This window comes from Paraburkholderia translucens (assembly GCF_020881035.1).
Taxonomy (GTDB): domain Bacteria; phylum Pseudomonadota; class Gammaproteobacteria; order Burkholderiales; family Burkholderiaceae; genus Paraburkholderia; species Paraburkholderia translucens.
Genome location: NZ_JAJITC010000015.1, coordinates 126,637 through 142,695 on the forward strand (window position 1 = coordinate 126,637; position 16,059 = coordinate 142,695).

General features: G+C 65.6%; 12 protein-coding genes. 3 read left to right on the forward strand and 9 right to left on the reverse strand.

What is annotated here, in order from left to right; all coding sequences use genetic code 11:
* Positions 1–14: 14 nt before the first annotated feature.
* The gene (locus tag LJ655_RS24235) at positions 15–2,216 is read right to left on the reverse strand and encodes an NHL repeat-containing protein (protein WP_230563745.1); all 2,202 of its coding nucleotides are present in this window, start codon (positions 2,214–2,216) and stop codon (positions 15–17) included.
* A 607-nt stretch (positions 2,217–2,823) separates the two neighbouring features.
* Here LJ655_RS24235 and LJ655_RS24240 point away from each other — a divergent pair.
* Genes LJ655_RS24240 through gmd form a run of 3 tightly spaced genes read left to right on the forward strand, consistent with a single transcriptional unit; the run spans position 2,824 to position 5,751 of the window.
* Complete coding sequence (locus LJ655_RS24240) at positions 2,824–3,906, forward strand: acyltransferase family protein (RefSeq protein ID WP_230563746.1); 1,083 nt, start codon at positions 2,824–2,826, stop codon at positions 3,904–3,906.
* Entirely contained in the window at positions 3,903–4,652 is a 750-nt protein-coding gene (locus LJ655_RS24245) for an SGNH/GDSL hydrolase family protein (RefSeq protein WP_230563747.1), read from the forward strand. The genes LJ655_RS24240 and LJ655_RS24245 overlap by 4 nt, the downstream gene beginning before the upstream one ends.
* A gap of 55 nt (positions 4,653–4,707) precedes the next feature.
* Positions 4,708–5,751 carry a GDP-mannose 4,6-dehydratase gene (gene gmd / locus LJ655_RS24250; RefSeq protein WP_230563748.1) on the forward strand — a complete coding sequence of 348 codons (1,044 nt, stop codon included), beginning with the start codon at positions 4,708–4,710 and terminating at the stop codon, positions 5,749–5,751.
* Positions 5,752–5,966: 215 nt separating this feature from the next.
* Here the strand turns inward: gmd and LJ655_RS24255 are convergent, their stop codons facing one another.
* The 8 genes from LJ655_RS24255 to LJ655_RS24290 form a co-directional block, all read right to left on the reverse strand.
* The gene (locus tag LJ655_RS24255; RefSeq protein ID WP_230563749.1) at positions 5,967–7,199 is read right to left on the reverse strand and encodes a type II toxin-antitoxin system HipA family toxin; all 1,233 of its coding nucleotides are present in this window, start codon (positions 7,197–7,199) and stop codon (positions 5,967–5,969) included.
* Entirely contained in the window at positions 7,199–7,477 is a 279-nt protein-coding gene (locus LJ655_RS24260) for a helix-turn-helix domain-containing protein (protein WP_230563750.1), read from the reverse strand. The genes LJ655_RS24255 and LJ655_RS24260 overlap by 1 nt, the downstream gene beginning before the upstream one ends.
* 270 nt (positions 7,478–7,747) lie before the next feature.
* Positions 7,748–8,914 carry a glycosyltransferase family 4 protein gene (locus LJ655_RS24265; RefSeq protein WP_230563751.1) on the reverse strand — a complete coding sequence of 389 codons (1,167 nt, stop codon included), beginning with the start codon at positions 8,912–8,914 and terminating at the stop codon, positions 7,748–7,750.
* Positions 8,915–8,984: 70 nt separating this feature from the next.
* Entirely contained in the window at positions 8,985–10,214 is a 1,230-nt protein-coding gene (locus LJ655_RS24270) for a glycosyltransferase family 4 protein (RefSeq protein ID WP_230563752.1), read from the reverse strand.
* A complete protein-coding gene (locus tag LJ655_RS24275) occupies positions 10,211–11,680 on the reverse strand; it encodes a glucose-6-phosphate isomerase (RefSeq protein ID WP_230563753.1) in 1,470 nt (489 codons plus the stop codon). The genes LJ655_RS24270 and LJ655_RS24275 overlap by 4 nt, the downstream gene beginning before the upstream one ends.
* Positions 11,681–11,683: 3 nt before the next feature.
* A complete protein-coding gene (locus LJ655_RS24280; RefSeq protein ID WP_230563754.1) occupies positions 11,684–12,850 on the reverse strand; it encodes a glycosyltransferase family 4 protein in 1,167 nt (388 codons plus the stop codon).
* A gap of 49 nt (positions 12,851–12,899) precedes the next feature.
* The gene (locus LJ655_RS24285; RefSeq protein WP_230563755.1) at positions 12,900–13,823 is read right to left on the reverse strand and encodes a glycosyltransferase family 2 protein; all 924 of its coding nucleotides are present in this window, start codon (positions 13,821–13,823) and stop codon (positions 12,900–12,902) included.
* Positions 13,824–13,852: 29 nt separating this feature from the next.
* Entirely contained in the window at positions 13,853–16,051 is a 2,199-nt protein-coding gene (locus LJ655_RS24290) for a polysaccharide biosynthesis tyrosine autokinase (protein WP_230563782.1), read from the reverse strand.
* Positions 16,052–16,059: the final 8 nt, after the last annotated feature.

Consider the following 16,059-nt stretch of genomic DNA (forward strand, 5'->3'; position numbering starts at 1 on the left):
CGACAGCGCGGCCATCAAGGCTTCCAGCGGTACATCAGCACCTTGCCGCGCGCGTCTTCCTCGACGAACACGAGGTACTCGCCATCGCTGCGTTTTGCGGCGCTGATACCGTTCGGCACGTCGACCCAGCCGGACGCGCGCCCTACTTCGGAGCCCGGCCGGATCACGCCGAGTTCCTTGCCGCTGTCCTTGTCCCATACGTGCACCGTGCCGACCGGCTCGACGCCGAACACGTATTGCCCCTCGACGGTGAGGCCGATGACCGTCGCGATGGGCTTGCTCTGGGTCTGCCACGGCAACGCTATCGCGTAGCGCTGCACCGGTTTGCCGCTCGACCATTTGTCATAGCGCGCGAGCACGCGCCCCACTTCTTTCCAGAAGCCCTGGGCGGTGGGCATGTCGGCCGAATAGCCGCTCACGTACATCGTGTCGGTGCCGGGGTCGTAGATCGCGCGACGCAGCTCGGTGAACGGCGGCGGCACCGGGTACTGGGTCAGGCTCGAATACGAGTAGACCGGATTGCCCTTCGCATCGAGTCCGCCGAAGCGGAACCGGTAGATGCCCTTGGTATCGCGCGTGCGCCAGATGTCGCCCGCCGTATCGACCCACCAGCCCCAGCCGCCCGCGAGCTTCGTGCCGCTCGTGTTCGGCGTGAATTCGTCGCGATCGAAGCGGCCGTCGCCGTTCGTATCGCGCCAGATCCAGTCGCCGCCCGGCGGCGCATCCGGCACCTTCGCGACCGCGCGCTCGCGGCCTGCGATAAAGCCGGAAGGAATCGCGGTTTCGCCGTCGTGCTGCGGATCGAAGCGATAGATCTTCAGATGGTCCGCATACATGTCGGTCAGATAGAGGAACGTGCGCCCCTTGAGCCGCCGCGCGATCGGCAGGCCCGGATACTGGTCGGTGTGAAACACCGGATCGTCGGGGTATCTGAAGCGATTCGACAGAAATCCCGCATATTTCCAGTCCTGTCCAGGCGGCTTCGACAGATCGAGTTCGAAGCGCTTGTTGCCGGTATAGACGCTGTCGGGCCTGGCCGGATCGATCCACGCGCCGTCGACGAACAGCAGCCCCTCGACCTCCCAGTTGCGCTTGCCGTTCGGCGCATAGCTTTCGAGCGTCGCGCCGAGACCCGCGCCGATCGGCTCGTAACGCGGACCGATGCCGTTGCTCGACACATAGACGTTGCCGCGCGCATCGACGCCGACGCCGGTCAATCCATTGAAGCGCAACGGCCCGGGCTTGCCCGCGACGCCGCTGAAAATGCCGCCGCGCTCGCCGAGCGTGCCCGACTCCGCGTAACGGCCATCGTGCTTCGTGAAGAACAGCACCTGCTGGCGCGGACCGTTGTCGGCGATCAGGATGCGGCCTTGTGCATCGACGGCGACGTCGACCGCGACCGTATCGGCCGGCAACGTGAAGTTCTCGTCGAGGCGCTGGCCCGTCGCCGTGTAATGCTCGATGCCCGGCGCGCGTTCGCTGCGTGCGCCGCTCAGCACCCACAATGTGCCGTCGGGCGCAAGCGCGATACGTCTTGGCTCGTGCACGCTCCACGCCGCCTTCTGCTGCATCGACTCGGCATCGTAGACTTCGATGCGATTACGCGCGGTATTGGCCGCGAACAGCGTCGTATCGTTCGCGGCGAGCCCGCCGATCGCCGCGTCCGTGCCGGTCGGCACTTCGTTCATCATCAGAAAGCCGGCCGCCAACTGCGCATGCGGGTCCGCGCTTTTCGAGGCGGGCTGAAACGGGGCGACGCGTTGCGGATCGCCGATCAGGCGCCGCGAAATGCCGAACCATTGCTGCCCCTTTCCGGGCCACACGCCCGGCTCGACCAGATGCCCCTTCTCATTGCCGACTGCGATCGCGACGAACGCGTACTTGCGATTGACCGCGATCGCATTGCCGCCGGCGTTGCCCCAGCCGTGCGTGCCGCCCGAGAAGCCGAGCATCCTGCCGTCCTGGTAGACGCTCGCTTCGGCGCCGCTTTCATCCCACGGCGCGTTCGTATAGACCTTGCCGTCGGGCGTGACCGCGATCGCGGTGATATTGATTTGCGTCCACGTGCCATCGCCAAAGCCGAAGCTGTTGCCGATCCATGACGTCTTCGCGTTCAACTCGGTTTCGGCGCAAGCCGGCCTCCCGGCCGATGCCGCGATCAGTGCGGCACCGCACGCCGTTAGCGCGAACCAGCTTCTGAACGTGAAACGGGGCAAGGCGGATCCTCCAGTCGATATCCGGTCAACGCGATGCACGCGGACCTGTGCCCGCGCGGGGCGAAATTCGGTGATGTGGCAACGAGAAGCGAAGCGCAACGGATCGAAATGCAGCGCCTGAGCCCACGCGAGCGGGCAAGTGGACGCATGGCCACTACGCGCGGCCCGGCTAGACAGCCTTCCACTCGGCTACGTTACGCGGAAAAAACGCGGCGACGAAAATCAAAAATAATTCAAAAATATTTGTCTCATTGAATGCGAATAAAGAAACGTTTTTGAAAATCGATAAAAACCGTTTTTGGTCGGCGTCCGTTTCTGGCGCAGCAATTCCGCCCTTCTTTACCGACGCAATATCACGCAATCCGTACTTATTACGGCACAACCTCCCCAAAGCATAAACATATAAATTTCGCATGAATTGCCAATGAAACACCCTGTTTCAATCTGATTCATTTAGCCAATTCATACCGGTTTTTTCGCGAATTTCTTTTCCCTAGAATCGATTGCATTTCCGTTGCGACGCGAAGCGCGCGCCTGTTCGTGAGTCGTTGCCTGCGAACCGCGCGGCCCTTCGCCCGGCCCATCCGCTTTTCACCATGGACGGTTCATGACAGCCAGCGCATTGCCCCTCGCGCCCTCCCATTCCCGCATCGTGCAGCTCGATGGCCTGCGCGCGATCGCCGTGCTCGCCGTGTTCGCGCAACACGCGCTGAAAGCGCCGCTGTGGATGGGCGTCGATCTGTTTTTCGTTTTGAGCGGATTTCTGATCAGCGGCATCCTGCTCGATCGCAAGTCGCGTCAGCAGTCGTATTTCCGCTATTTCTACGCACGCCGGGCGCGCCGCATCCTGCCGCCGTACCTGCTGTTGATGGCCGTGTCATCGGTGCTGTTCGGCCTCGCATGGGCGCAGCACTGGTACTGGTACGCGTTTTTCGCGACCAATATCGGCGATGCGCTCAATCAAAGCGGTCACGACAGTCTCAACGTGCTGTGGTCGCTCGCGGTCGAAGAGCAGTTCTACATCTTCTGGCCGTTCGTGATCCTGCTCGTGCCCGAGCGTCTGCTCGGGCTCGTGGCGGCCGCGCTGATCGTGCTGGTGCCGCTGCTGCGTGCGCTCGCGTCGCCGTGGTTCGATTCATTCTGGCCGATCTATTACCTGACGCCGTTCCGCATGGATCTGCTCGCGGCCGGCGCGCTGCTCGCGGTTGCGGTGCGGCGAGATCGCAATGCGCTCGAACCGTTCAAGGCACTCGCCGTGCTCGGCGCGCTGGCCGCGCTCGCGGTGCTGGCGTGGCTGCATCTGCACTTCCCGCGCTTTCGCGCGGCGAATACGCCGCTCTCGAATGCGGGGCTGTATAGCGTGTCGTTGGTGCTGTGTACGTCGATCGTCGTGATCGCGCTGCAAAGCAAGGGCATCGTGAAGCGGTTGCTGTGCAATCGCGTGCTCGTTTATATCGGCACCATCAGCTACACGATCTATCTGATCCACCTGAGCGTGCTTTACATGGTGTGGCCGCTGCACCTGAATCGCTATCTGAGCGCCGCGATCGCGCTCGCGATTACGCTCGTGTACGCGAGCATCTCGTGGTTCGCCTTCGAGAAGCGCCTGATTTTCGGCACGCGCGGTGCGAGAACGACGGCCAGCGCCGGTGCCAACGTTGCGCGGCCAGCGCCGCAAAGCCGCGCATGAACCGCCGGGCTGCTACCGCTGCCTGCGCGCTCGGCGCCGTATCGGCGCTGACGCTGCTCGCGCCCGCGACGAGCACGGCCACCGCCGAAGCGCAAACCTCATCGCCCAACCAGGTACTGATCGACGCCTACGGCGATTCGACCACGCTCGGCATCACCTGCGGCGACGGCCACTGCGCCCCCCAGCCACGCAACGCCGTGACGTATCTGCAACTGGCATTAGCGGCGCATGACGGCGAGCGCGTGCGCGTCACGAACTACGGCGTTGGCGGCACGATGGCCACGCAGTTGCGCGACGGCACCGGCAATCGCCGCGCAGGCCCGACAGCAGGCCTGCCGTGGCGCGAACGACTCGCGGGGTCGCCCGCGCAGATCGTGCTGATCAACTACGGCATCAACGAAGTGATGCAAAACCAGACGCCCGAGCAGTTCTACGCGGCCGAAACGACGCTCGTGCAAACCGCGCGCGCGCTCGGCAAGGAGCCGGTTTTGCAGACCTCGAACCCAATGCCCGACAACCGGCTCAACGCCAGGCTCGCCGCGATGGTCGCGATGACGCGTCGCGTCGCCGCCGAAGAGCAGGTGCCGCTCGTCGATCAATACGCGTACGTGTGCAGCCTGCCGGACTGGAAGGCGCTGATGTCGGACGGTGCGCATCCCAAGCCGGAGCTGTACCGGCTGAAGGCCGAACAGGACTATCGGGTCGTCGAACCGCTGGTGCGGCGGCTGCTGGACAACCCACATTGAGCGATTTTTTCAGGCGCGTTCCGCTTTTTTCCATTCATCAACTAGAAGGCAAGCTATGAGCCAACCACGCAAAGCGATCATCACCGGCGTATCCGGACAGGACGGCGCCTATCTGACCCGGCTGCTGCTCGACAAGGGCTATCACGTGACCGGCACCTATCGGCGCACGAGTTCGGTCAACTTCTGGCGCATGCGTGAGCTCGGCGTGCTCGATCATCCGAATCTGCGTCTGGTCGAACACGACCTGACCGACCTCGGCTCGACGCTGCGTCTGCTCGACGGCACCCAGGCCGACGAGCTGTACAACCTCGCCGCGCAGAGCTTCGTCGGCGTGTCGTTCGACCAGCCCGCGACCACCGCCGAAGTGACCGGCATCGGCGCGCTCAATCTGCTCGAAGGGCTGCGTATCCTGAGCCCGAAGACGCGCTTTTACCAGGCGTCGACCTCCGAGATGTTCGGCCTCGTGCAGGCGGTGCCGCAACGCGAGAGCACGCCGTTCTATCCGCGCAGCCCGTATGGCGTCGCCAAACTGTTCGCGCACTGGTCGACGATCAACTACCGCGAGTCGTACAACCTGTTCGCGAGCAGCGGCATTCTGTTCAATCACGAATCGCCGCTGCGTGGCCGCGAATTCGTCACGCGCAAGATCACCGACTCGGTCGCGAAGATCAAGCTCGGCAGGCTCGACGTGCTCGAACTCGGCAACCTGAGCGCGCAGCGCGACTGGGGCTTTGCGCTGGAATATGTCGAAGGCATGTGGCGCATGTTGCAGGCCGACGCGCCCGACACCTTCGTGCTCGCGACCGGCCGCACCGAAACCGTTCGCGATTTCGTGCGCATGGCGTTTTCGGCGGCGGGCTATCAGCTCGAATGGTCGGGCAAGGACGAGCGCGAAACCGGTATCGACGTCGCGACCGGCAAGACGCTCGTGCGCGTGAATCCGAGGTTCTATCGGCCGGCCGAAGTGGACCTGTTGATCGGCTGCGCGGACAAGGCGCGCGATACGCTCGGCTGGCAGCCGCGGACCTCGCTCGAACAGCTGTGCCAGATGATGGTGCAGGCGGACATCGCGCGCAACGAGCATCACGAAACGTTCTGACGCGCCCATCCGTGTGCGGCGGCGTTCGCCGCGCACGGCGCCGCCGATGCGTCGCTCGCGATCAGACTGCCAGTTTTCCGAACGTCTCGAGCACCGCGTCGCCCTTTTCCCGGCTCTTTGCAGGACAGCAGTTCAGCCATAGGCGCGGTTGGTGCGACCATCGGCAACCGGTGGCGATGCTCGGCATTACCGCAATTGCATCGCCATAGGCCGCGTTATCTGCCCCTGGGCCTCACGACCGGCTGCACGCCGACGCGCTCGATGACCCGCCGGATGCTCGCGAGGAGCCCATCCTCGACGAAGCGCGGGTCGCTTTCGAACCGGACCGCGACCCGCTCATATGCATTGCGCAGACGGTCCATGGTGGACTTGCATTCGTCCTCGCGCAAACCCAGGCGGCGGCCATACTCCACGAGGACTTGAGGGATGGGAAACACCGTCGACTTGTTGAGCTTGAGCGCCAACTTGCCGTCGAGCTCCGGATAGATGTCGGTGCACACGACGTCGAACACGGGCGCGAGGCGGCGAGGCCCGGTCGGGTCCTCGTAGAGGATGCCGATATTCTTCATATGCGCATCGCCATCGCGCAATAGACACGACAAGGCGACCCGCTCAAAGAGGCGAACGCTCTGCTGATAGTCGGAGCCCGTGAAGATGTCGACGGCCTTCGCGATCATCTCGTAGCTGCCCTCGTACTTGGACTTTCCGGTCAGCACGCCCATGTCCTCGAAGCCCAACGGTGAGCCGTCCGGGTGCCGGTCAAAGCGCGCCATCACAAAAAGCTTGCCATCATCGGAAAGCCAGAACTGAGGAACCTCCATCCCCGCCTCTTTTGAGACGGACATGCAGAAGAATTCGTTGCGCGCGATGCCCGGAAAGTCGTCGCCCTCCGCCTTCACGATTACCGAATTGAGGGGCAGCGCGGTATGCTCGTCGAGCGCGCGCGGGCTTTCTTGCGCGATCGGCACCACGGTTTTGGGCTGGACACCCGAAATACCAGAGCCGAGCGCATACTGGTCGACGAGACGCGCAAAGAGTTTGCCGGACGGTGAGGACAGGAGCTCCTCGAGGTGTTCGCCCTGGTGCTCAGGCACCCGCTCCCCCGGCATGGAGTACGTAAGCCGCCCAATCTGGTTACACCCAGCAAGGAACAGCAGGAACAGGTCGCTTGGCGTGCCGAGACGTGCAAGCCGGTCTTCAATGATGTGCCGCAGATAACCTTCGGGGCGGTTCATCGCGAAGACACCCATCAGGTCGCCTCTGGCATAGCTTTCGCGGCGCACCGGCATTGTCAGGGATACCGCGGCGGCGTCGGACACCTGTCCGTAATTGAAGGAGTAGCGGCTCTCCTTGGCCAGCAGGCCACTCGTCCCTTGGGGCGTGTGTACCTCAAGGGTGCGGATGTTGCCAAACAGCCGCTCCAGGTCCAATGTCTTGCCGCCGCTCATCAGTCATCGTCCTTGAAGATGGTGTCGAGCTCGTCCAGCATCACGGTGTCGCGCGGGCGCAGAACCAGCTCGTAGCCAAGCGCGCTCACGAGGCGGCACCACTCCTGTATGCCGACGTTCTCGGCTCCTTCGGCATTGGTGATCGTGCGGCGCGCGACGCCCGCGCGCTCGGCGAGCGCCTGCTGGGTAACCTTGCGTTCACGCCGGGTAGCGCGCAGGCTGGCCGCGAGGCGCTCTATGCTGGTGATCGGAAGCGAGGAGGTCTTTTTGCGCATCATAGTGCGCATTATAGCTCAAACTATTAGTTTTGCGCACCATGACGCTCATTTTCGCGCTCGGGCTGTCGCGCGATCGTCGCACTAATTGTGAGCACTATCTTGCGCACGGTAGTGCATTTGACATATCTTGCGCGCGATGATGCGCAATCGCGGCGCGGAGGCGCCCTGCCGCTCAACCGCAGAGGCCGAAAGCGACATCGATGCGAGGTCCGCTCGCAACGTTCGGTGCCTCGCCTCGTTCCGATTCGCTCGCCCCGCTGCCGCGGCGCTTCAATGCAACGCGTCCCCTGCGATCGCCTCGGCATAGACCGCGGCGACCCGCTTCGCGATCACCGCGTTGTCGAAGTGCTCGCGCGCATAGCGGCGGCACGCGTCGGAATCGGGCAGCTTCAGCGTGCCGTTCAGCGCGCCGGTCAGACCCGCGGCGATTGCCTGCGCGCCGGTCTCCGGCAACACCAGGTCCGGCGACAACCCGGCCACCGCCTCCGGCAATCCGCCGACCGGCGTCACCAGCACCGGGGTGCCCGACGCCAGCGATTCGACCGTGATCAACCCGAAGCCTTCCAGCGCGACGGTCGGCACGACACTGATATTGGCCGCACGATACAGTGCCGCCAGATGCTGATCGGGCACGAAGCCGAGCAGCCTCACGTTGTGCTCGAGCCCCGCGTCGTCGATGCGCGCCTGTAGCTCGCCTTCGAGCCGGCCCTTGCCCGCGATCAGCAACAGCACGTCGGGCGAGCTGCGTTTCACCAGCTTCACCGCATCGATCAGGTCTTCCAGTCCCATGCGCCGCACGAGGCGCCGCACCGCGAGCACGATCGGCCGGTCCTGCGGCAATTGCAGCCGCAAACGCGCCTCGGCCTGCGTGAGCGGCAGATTGAACTGCTCGACGTCGACGCAGCCCGGCACCACGCGCACGCGTTCCGGCGAGATGCCGTAGCGCGTCGTGAGGATCTTGCCGAACGCGTCGGACAGCACGATCAGCCGCGACGAGCGCGCGTACACCGACTGCTCCAGATATCGCTTCGCGCGCTGGCCGAGCGAATCGGCGCCTTCGACGTGGCTCTCGTCGGCCCACGGCCCCTGGAAATGCGAGACCTGCGGAATGCCACGCGTCACGTCGAGCCCCGGAAACGTATAGAGCGCGAAGTGCGACGAAATCACGTCGGGCCGCGACGTGCGGACTTCGTGGCGCAACGCGCGGCGTGCCGCCATCAGCCGCAACGGCAGCGATTGCGCGGCGGAACCGAAGCCGTTGATCGCACCGTTGGTATCGGCCGCGACTTTCGGCGAGCCGGCGACGACGCCGCGCACCGCGACGCCCGCGCCCGGCAGCGCGCCGACCAGCGAGTAGTACATGCGGTCGAGGCCGCCCGCGCGTTCGGGAAACCAGTGCATCCCGATCTGCAGTGATTTGATTGAGCCAGTCGTCATGTAGGTGTGCCCCTGTGCGTTGTTTGCGGTTTGTCGTGAGGTCGATGCGTGGATCGCGCGGTCCGCGCGGTCATTCCGCGCTTTTCTGTCCGGCCAGATGGTTTTGCCTCAGCGCATCGTTCTGCGGGAGGGCCGGCGCTTCCGTCTGACCGCGCCGGCGGTTTTCCTGCTGCCCGGCCAGTTGCCGGTACAGCGCGATGTATTGCGCGGCCATGCGCGCCCAGCCAAAGCCGGTCGCGAGTTCGCTCGCGGCACGGCCCATCGCGCGGCGCGCGATGTCGTCGCCGGCCAGTTGCGCGACCGCTCGCGCGAGCGCTTGCGGATCGTCGGGATCGTCGAGCACGATGCCGCACTCGGGCGTGATGATCTCGGCGCCGCCCGCGGTGCGCGCGGTCACGACGGGCAGCCCCGCCGCCATCGCTTCGAGCAGCGACAGGCTCATCGCTTCGTAGCGCGACGGGAACACGAAGGCATCGACCGAATGCATCAGCACCGGCATCTCCTTCACGAGTCCGAGAAAATGCACGCGATGCGCGATGCCAAGCGCCTTCGCCTCGTCCGGATACGGGCTGCCCGGCAGAAAGCCGGCCACCGCGATCTGCACGTGCTCGGGCAGATGCTTCAACGCGGCGAGCACGGTGCCGAGATTCTTGCGCGGCGTGCGCAGATCGCCGACGAACAGCAGCAGGAACGCCTGGGAAGGCAAGCCGAACTTTGCGCGGTCCCCGCTCGCCGCGGCGAAGCCCTGCGTGTCGACGCCGTTGTAGATGACGTCCACGCGGTTGCGCGGCGTGAGGCCGATCGCGCGGATTTCATCGGCGACCTTCTGCGACACGGCGGTGATCACCTTGGAGCGCCGGTATGCCCAGCGCTCGAGCAACGCGTTGCAGCGCGTGTAGACCGACTGGTACGCGGACCACACGCCCTTCGTGAGGCCGAACGGGTAGTACTTGCTCGCGAACCAGCCGCTATGCACGAAGTGCGAGGTATTGACGTCGGCGTGCATCCACGTGATGAAGCCGTTGACGTGCAGCACGTCGTAGTCGCGGCGATGCGCGCGCAGCCACAGCGCGCTTTTCGCCGCGAAGACCTGCTGGCGCAGCAGATTGGTCGGCCACCAGCGGCCGATCTTCACCGGCGCCCAGCGCACGTTCGGATGCGCGAGCAGCTCGGGCGCCACGTGCGACGCGACCAGCGTCACGCGGATGTTCTCGTCGAGCGCCGCGCGCGCGATTTCGTGGTTGACGCGCCCCTGGCCGTCGTTATGGCGCACTACGTGCGTGACAATGGCAACTCTCAATGCGTGCCTCCGTGGAGAAATAGCGTGCGTGCGCGGTTCATTTTTTCGTAGTGGACCGCGGAAAGAATCGAAAAAGCGCTCATGAAAAGCAGCAGGCCGCCGGTGCCGACCAGCGAGTTCGTGAACACGAGCATCGCGAAGATGGCGAGACACAGGCTCATGCACGCCGAGACGAACTTGTCGTCGCGCAGCCTGAACGAGGCGAGCACCGCGCGCGTCAGCAGCCACACGATGCCGGACATGTAGAGCAGCGTGCCGGGCCAGCCGAGTACGAACGGAATGTTCATCACGCCGCTGTCGAAGTTGCCGTACTGGCCGAGCTGGCCGCCGTCGTTGGAAAGTTTCGTGGACGTGCCGGTCGCGCCCATGCCTTCGCCGGAAACGTCGGTAAATGCGGTCTTCGCGAAGGTCGCATAGAACTCGTTGCGCGCCGCATAGCTCTGGTCGTCATGCAGATTGACGATCGTGTTGAGCCGCGCCTGCATCCGTTCGGCCACCGGGCCGACCGCGAGCAGCGGCACGCACAAACCGGCCAGCAGCACCGCGCTCGCGACGATGCGCACGCGCACCTTGTTGTTCGACTTGACGAGCTGGATCAGGAGTGCGATGACCCAGCCGCCCCATGTCGAGCGTACGAGGCTCAGCGCGAACGAGAAGAAGCCGAGCGCCGCGGCGATCCAGCGCACGCGGTGCTGCGCGGCCATCACGAAGACCATCGCGCCCATCATCGCGAACGCGAACGGTCCCGACGAATTCATCGTGCTGAACACGCGCACGCCCATCGGCACCGGGTCGCCCTGCGAGTTCATCTGCGAGCCGAGCATCCATAGCACGTCCCACGGCGGCATGATGAAAAACTGGATCAGCCCGTAGCCGCCCATCACCAGCATGCCCCAGATGAACGTGTTCACGATCGTGTCGCGATACTGCGGATACTGGCGCGTGTGCGCCATGATGTGAAAGCCGATCAGGATCGGAAAGAGCCAGTTCGCGAGGTCGTAGGTGGCCGCGAGCGGGCCGCTCGACATCACACCGATCAGGAACGCGTAGACGAGGCCCAGCAGGATCAGCAGCACGGGCAACCCGCGGCGCTGCGCGAGCAGCCGGTAGTAGCGCAGCAGCGACAGGCCGCTGATCATCGTCACCGCGAGCGGAGCGACCTGAATCAGGCTCGTCGGCGTGAATCCGCCCTTGGACCAGTCGGCGAGACGCCGCACTTCGGGGCTCAGGAACCACAGCCACCACATGAAGCCGAGGTAGCGCGCCGGGCTCTTGAAGTAGAGCCACAGGCCCGTCAGGATCGCGAGCCCCGGAAAGGCGAGCGTGAGCACCGTGCCCTGATGCGCGACGATCAGCACCGCGGTGATCAGCCACAGCAGCAGCGGCGGCAGCCATTCCTGCGGGCCGCCGGACAGCAGTCCGGCGCCGCTCGGCGGCAGCGGGCTCGCGCGCGGAATCGTCGACATGGCTTACAGGCCTCCGCGGGATTCGCGCGTGCGGACCTGCGCGGCCTGTTGCCGCTGCGGGGCCGCGTCGGCGTGCACGCTCGCCTGCCCCCGCGCACTCAGCATCTCGCGCGTGACGCGCACATGCTGCATCGCGTAGTGCTGCGTGGTCAGATCGCGCGCGAGCAGGCCGGCCGCGGCCGCCTGCGCCTGGCGCAACGCCTCGTGCGGCTCAGCGGCGAACCGCGCGACCGCATCGCGCAACGCCTGCGGATCGAACGGCGGCACGTAGGCGGCTTCGCCGGCGGGAAAATAATCGCGCAGCGCGCCGACGTCGGTCGCGACCATCGGCTTGCCGACCGCCGCCGCTTCGAGCATCACCGTGATGCCCGACGCGTGCGAGTTCGGCCGCAGCGGCACGACGATCACGTCGGCCCAGTCGTACAGCTCGTGCTGCTTCCTGATGCCCGAGAACAACGCGATCTCGACGTTCGACGCGCGCAGCGACGCCGGAATGCGCCGCCGCGTCGCGAGCTTCACCGTGTAGCGCGCATCGTTGCCGAATGCCTTGATCAGCGTTTCCCAGTCGCGGTCGCGATCGTTGCCTATCGCCGCGATGCGCAACGGCGTGTGCGGCGTCCAGCGGGTGGGCGGGCTGACCGGGAAGTCGCGCGTGTTCAGGCCGTACAGGAGCGGCGTCGCGTCGCGCTGGAAATAGTCCTGGCACAGCCCGGCGTTCTCGCTCGCGAGCGTCGTCAGACGATCCGCGCGCTTCATCAGCTTGCGATACAGCCATTTGCGCGCGAAGCCGTACGACGGCCACTTGTCGAGCAGCCACACGCTTTGCGCGAGCAGGAGCGGCGAGGCCTCCGGCCCCGCCTTGCGGCCGCACAGCAGCAGCATCAGCGCGGCGGACAGCCACTCCTGCTCGGTATGCGTCCAGATCACGTCCGAGCGCAGCATCTCCGCGCGATTGCGCCAGCTATGAATGAAATCGAAGCCGAGCGCGGCCTTCAGCGCGCGACGCACGAGCCGCACTGGCCGGCTCTCGCGCGCGTCCTGCGAATAGGTCAGCGCGAATGCTTCGGACTGCGCATGGTGATAGCCGTACAGGCAGCCGATGTCGTCGCCCTTACGATAAAAGCGCGGATCGGCGCCGTAAAACAGATGAACGTGAACCTTCGTAGTCATGCAGACACTCCGCTCTGCCGGTGGAAAGAGGCCTCGCGGCTCGTACGCGTCACGACAACGCGCGGCGCGCCTCGCGCGCGCCGTCGCGCACCGCGCGCCAGCGCGACAGCCGCAGCGGCGCCTGTTTCGACAGCAGCGCGAGCGCCGCATGCGTGAGCCCGGGATAAAGCCGCGTGCCGACCAGGGTCCACCACCACCACGCGGTTTCCCGGCGCAGCGGCGGCAACTGGTCGCGCAGGATCAGATGAAAGTTGAATGCGGCGTTGCGTAGCGCGGCCATCGTCTGCGCGTCGCGTTTGTCGTCGTCGAAACGTTCGGCCGGGAAATGATCGACCGCGACCTGCGGGTCGTAGACCAGCTTCCAGCCCGCGTTCTTCACCGCGAGGCTGAAGGCCATGTCGTTGTGCACCTGCGCGCCCGCGCCGCGCAAACGGGGGTCGAAGCGGATCGTGCGCACCGCGTCGCGCCGGTAGCTCATGTTGGCGCCCTTCAGGATGTCGACCTCGCGCGCGCCGCCGACGCCCAGATGATGGTTGCCGATGATCTTGCCGTGCACCGTCACCTTGCCGACCAGCGGCCGTTCGCCGTCGAGCACGCGGCCTTTTTCGTGCACCCAGTCGCGCCCGCCCAGCGCGCCCAGGCGCGCGTCGGCTTCGAACGCGGCCGCGATGCGCTCGACCCAGTCGCGGTGCGGCGCGGCGTCGTCGTCGGTGATGGCGATCACGTCGCCGCTCGCGGCATCGAGCCCGCGATTGAGGGCCGCGACCTGGCCGGGCACGTCGACCGGCGCGATTACGAGCGGCAGGCTGCCGCGCGCGGACGGATCGCGCAGGCACGCATGGGTCGCGTCGTCGTCCACGCGTGCGACCACGATCACTTCGTCGGGCGCACGCGATTGCCGCGCGAGCGCCGCGAGGCAGCGCGCGAGATCGGCCGGGCGGCGGTAAGTGGGTACCAGTACCGTCACTTTCATCGTGATGTCCTCTCGAGGGTCAGCTTGCGTCATGCGCTCAGGTATTCTTGCGTCGCCGCGTAGCCGCGGTCGTAGCCGAGGCGCGAGCGCGGCGGCATGCCGTTGAAGATGCCGCCCTTGACGTGCACGCCCGCCGCGCGCAGCCGCTTCAGTGCATCGGCGATCTCCACCTCGCTGTGCATGCCCGAGCGCATGACAAAGAGCGTCGAGCCCGCATACGCCCCGATGATCGACGCGTCGGTCACCGCGAGCACCGGCGGCGTGTCGATCAGGATCGCGTCGTAGCGTTTCGCGAGGCCGTCGAGGTACTGCGGCAGACGCGGCGACATCAGCAGCTCGGACGGATTCGGCGGACGGCGGCCGCACGAGATGAAGCTCAGGTTCTCGATCTCCGAAGCACGAATCGCTTCCTCCAGCGAGATCTGGCCGCTCAGCAGTTCGGACAGGCCGTTTTCCTGCACGCCGCCCACCTGGCGTTCGAGCGCGCCGCGCCGCATGTCGCCGTCGATCAACAGCACGCGCTTGCCCGAATGCGCGAGCAGCATCGCGAGGTTCACGCTGAGGAAGCTCTTGCCGACGCCGGCCATCGGGCCCGTCAGCATCACGATGCGGTTGCGGGCGTCCATCAGCGTGAACTGCATCGCGGTGCGCAGGCTGCGCAGACTTTCGATCGTCACGTCCCTCGGCCGCGCATTCGCGAGCACCGGACGCAGCCGTTCGCCGCCGCGCGTGTAGCTGTTTTCGAGCTGCACCTGCTCGGCGCTGTGCGGCACGAGACCGAACACCGGCAGATGGAAGGCGCGCTCGACGTGGTCGGGGTCGTCGATACCCTTGAACAGATTGCGCCGCACGAACACGAAGCCGGTACCGGCGATCAGCCCGAGAATCACGGCCGCCGAGATGATCAGCAGCTTCTTCGGCTTGACCGGCGCGCCGGGCCGCAGCGCGGCGTCGACGATATGCACGTTGCCGCCCGTGCCGGCCTTCTGCACCGACAGTTCCTGCACGCGATTGAGCAGCAGCACGTAGATGTCTTCGGCGACCTTCGCGTCGCGCTGCAACTGCACGGCCTTCACTTCGGTCGCGGGCAGATCGCGGAAACGGTCGGCGTATTTGGCGCGCTGCGCCTGCAGCTCGGCCATCTGCTGACGCGCGGCGACCAGCGTCGGGTGGTCGTCGCCGTAGCGCTCGGCGAGCTGCGTCATCTGCAGACGCAAGGCGGCGATCTGCTGCTCGTACTGCACGCTGCCTTCGAGGTAGACCTTCGCCTCGTCGCTCGCGTTGATCGAGCCGGACTGCCGCTGATACGCGGTCAGCGCCGCTTCCGCGCGTTCGAGGTCGGCCTTCAGGCGCGGCTCCTCGCTCTTCAGGAAGTCGAGCATCTTGCTCGCGTCGGCCTGCTTGTTCGACACGTGCTGGCGCAAATACGACTGTGCAAGCGCATTGGCGACCAGCGCCGCATGCTCGGGACTCTTGTCCTCCAGCGAGATCTGGATCACGCCGGTCTGCTTGCCCTGCTCCTGCACCGTGATCGCCGACTGGAACGCGGTGATCGCGTCGAGATCGTTCGAGCGCACGACGGTGAACTCCTGCCCCGGCCGCGCGACGAGCGCATTGACCAGCATCGTCACGCCGCCGCCCTGCGCCTGCCGGCCGACCTGCCCGCGCAGCAGCAGCGAGCCGTTCGGCGCGAACAGTTCATAGTGCTGCGCGTCGATCACCCGCAGCAGCAATTTCTCGCCTTCGAGCGACGGCGTCACGTCGATCGAATCGACATCGACGTTTTCGCCGCCCCATGCGTACGACGTGAGCCCAAGCCACGCTCGCGCGGGCTGGCCCGGCGTCGCGAGGCGCGCGGCGATGTTGCCGAGCAGCGGAATCGTTTTCGGGGTGACGCTGAAATTGAGCTTCAGCTGCTGCACGACCGGGCCGACCACGCCGCGGCTCTTGATGATTTCGATTTCGGCGTCGGTCGGCAGCGATGTCGAGCCGCTCGTGATCGCGGCGCCCGTCTGCGTCTGCGTGAGCGCCTGCGACGTGTTGTCGGACTGCTCGACGCGTACGTGCGCATCGGCCGAATAGATCGGCTTGGCGAGGTAGCAGTACGCGACCGCCATCGTGATGATGATCGCGGTGATGGCGAGCAGCCACCAGATGTCGTCGAGAATCACCTGCACCAGTTGTCCGAGGACGACGTCTTCTTCTTCGGTCTTGATCGGACCAGCCATGTGTGGAG

Excerpts from the sequence above, each read along its gene's own strand:
- LJ655_RS24275 (WP_230563753.1), bottom strand. The coding sequence starts at position 11,680 with ATGTCGACGATTCCGCGCGCGAGCCCGCTGCCGCCGAGCGGCGCCGGA.
- LJ655_RS24285 (WP_230563755.1), bottom strand. The coding sequence starts at position 13,823 with ATGAAAGTGACGGTACTGGTACCCACTTACCGCCGCCCGGCCGATCTC.
- LJ655_RS24280 (WP_230563754.1), bottom strand. The coding sequence starts at position 12,850 with ATGACTACGAAGGTTCACGTTCATCTGTTTTACGGCGCCGATCCGCGC.
- LJ655_RS24260 (WP_230563750.1), bottom strand. The coding sequence starts at position 7,477 with ATGATGCGCAAAAAGACCTCCTCGCTTCCGATCACCAGCATAGAGCGC.
- LJ655_RS24240 (WP_230563746.1), top strand. The coding sequence starts at position 2,824 with ATGACAGCCAGCGCATTGCCCCTCGCGCCCTCCCATTCCCGCATCGTG.
- gmd (WP_230563748.1), top strand. The coding sequence starts at position 4,708 with ATGAGCCAACCACGCAAAGCGATCATCACCGGCGTATCCGGACAGGAC.
- LJ655_RS24245 (WP_230563747.1), top strand. The coding sequence starts at position 3,903 with ATGAACCGCCGGGCTGCTACCGCTGCCTGCGCGCTCGGCGCCGTATCG.
- LJ655_RS24265 (WP_230563751.1), bottom strand. The coding sequence starts at position 8,914 with ATGACGACTGGCTCAATCAAATCACTGCAGATCGGGATGCACTGGTTT.
- LJ655_RS24290 (WP_230563782.1), bottom strand. The coding sequence starts at position 16,051 with ATGGCTGGTCCGATCAAGACCGAAGAAGAAGACGTCGTCCTCGGACAA.
- LJ655_RS24255 (WP_230563749.1), bottom strand. The coding sequence starts at position 7,199 with ATGAGCGGCGGCAAGACATTGGACCTGGAGCGGCTGTTTGGCAACATC.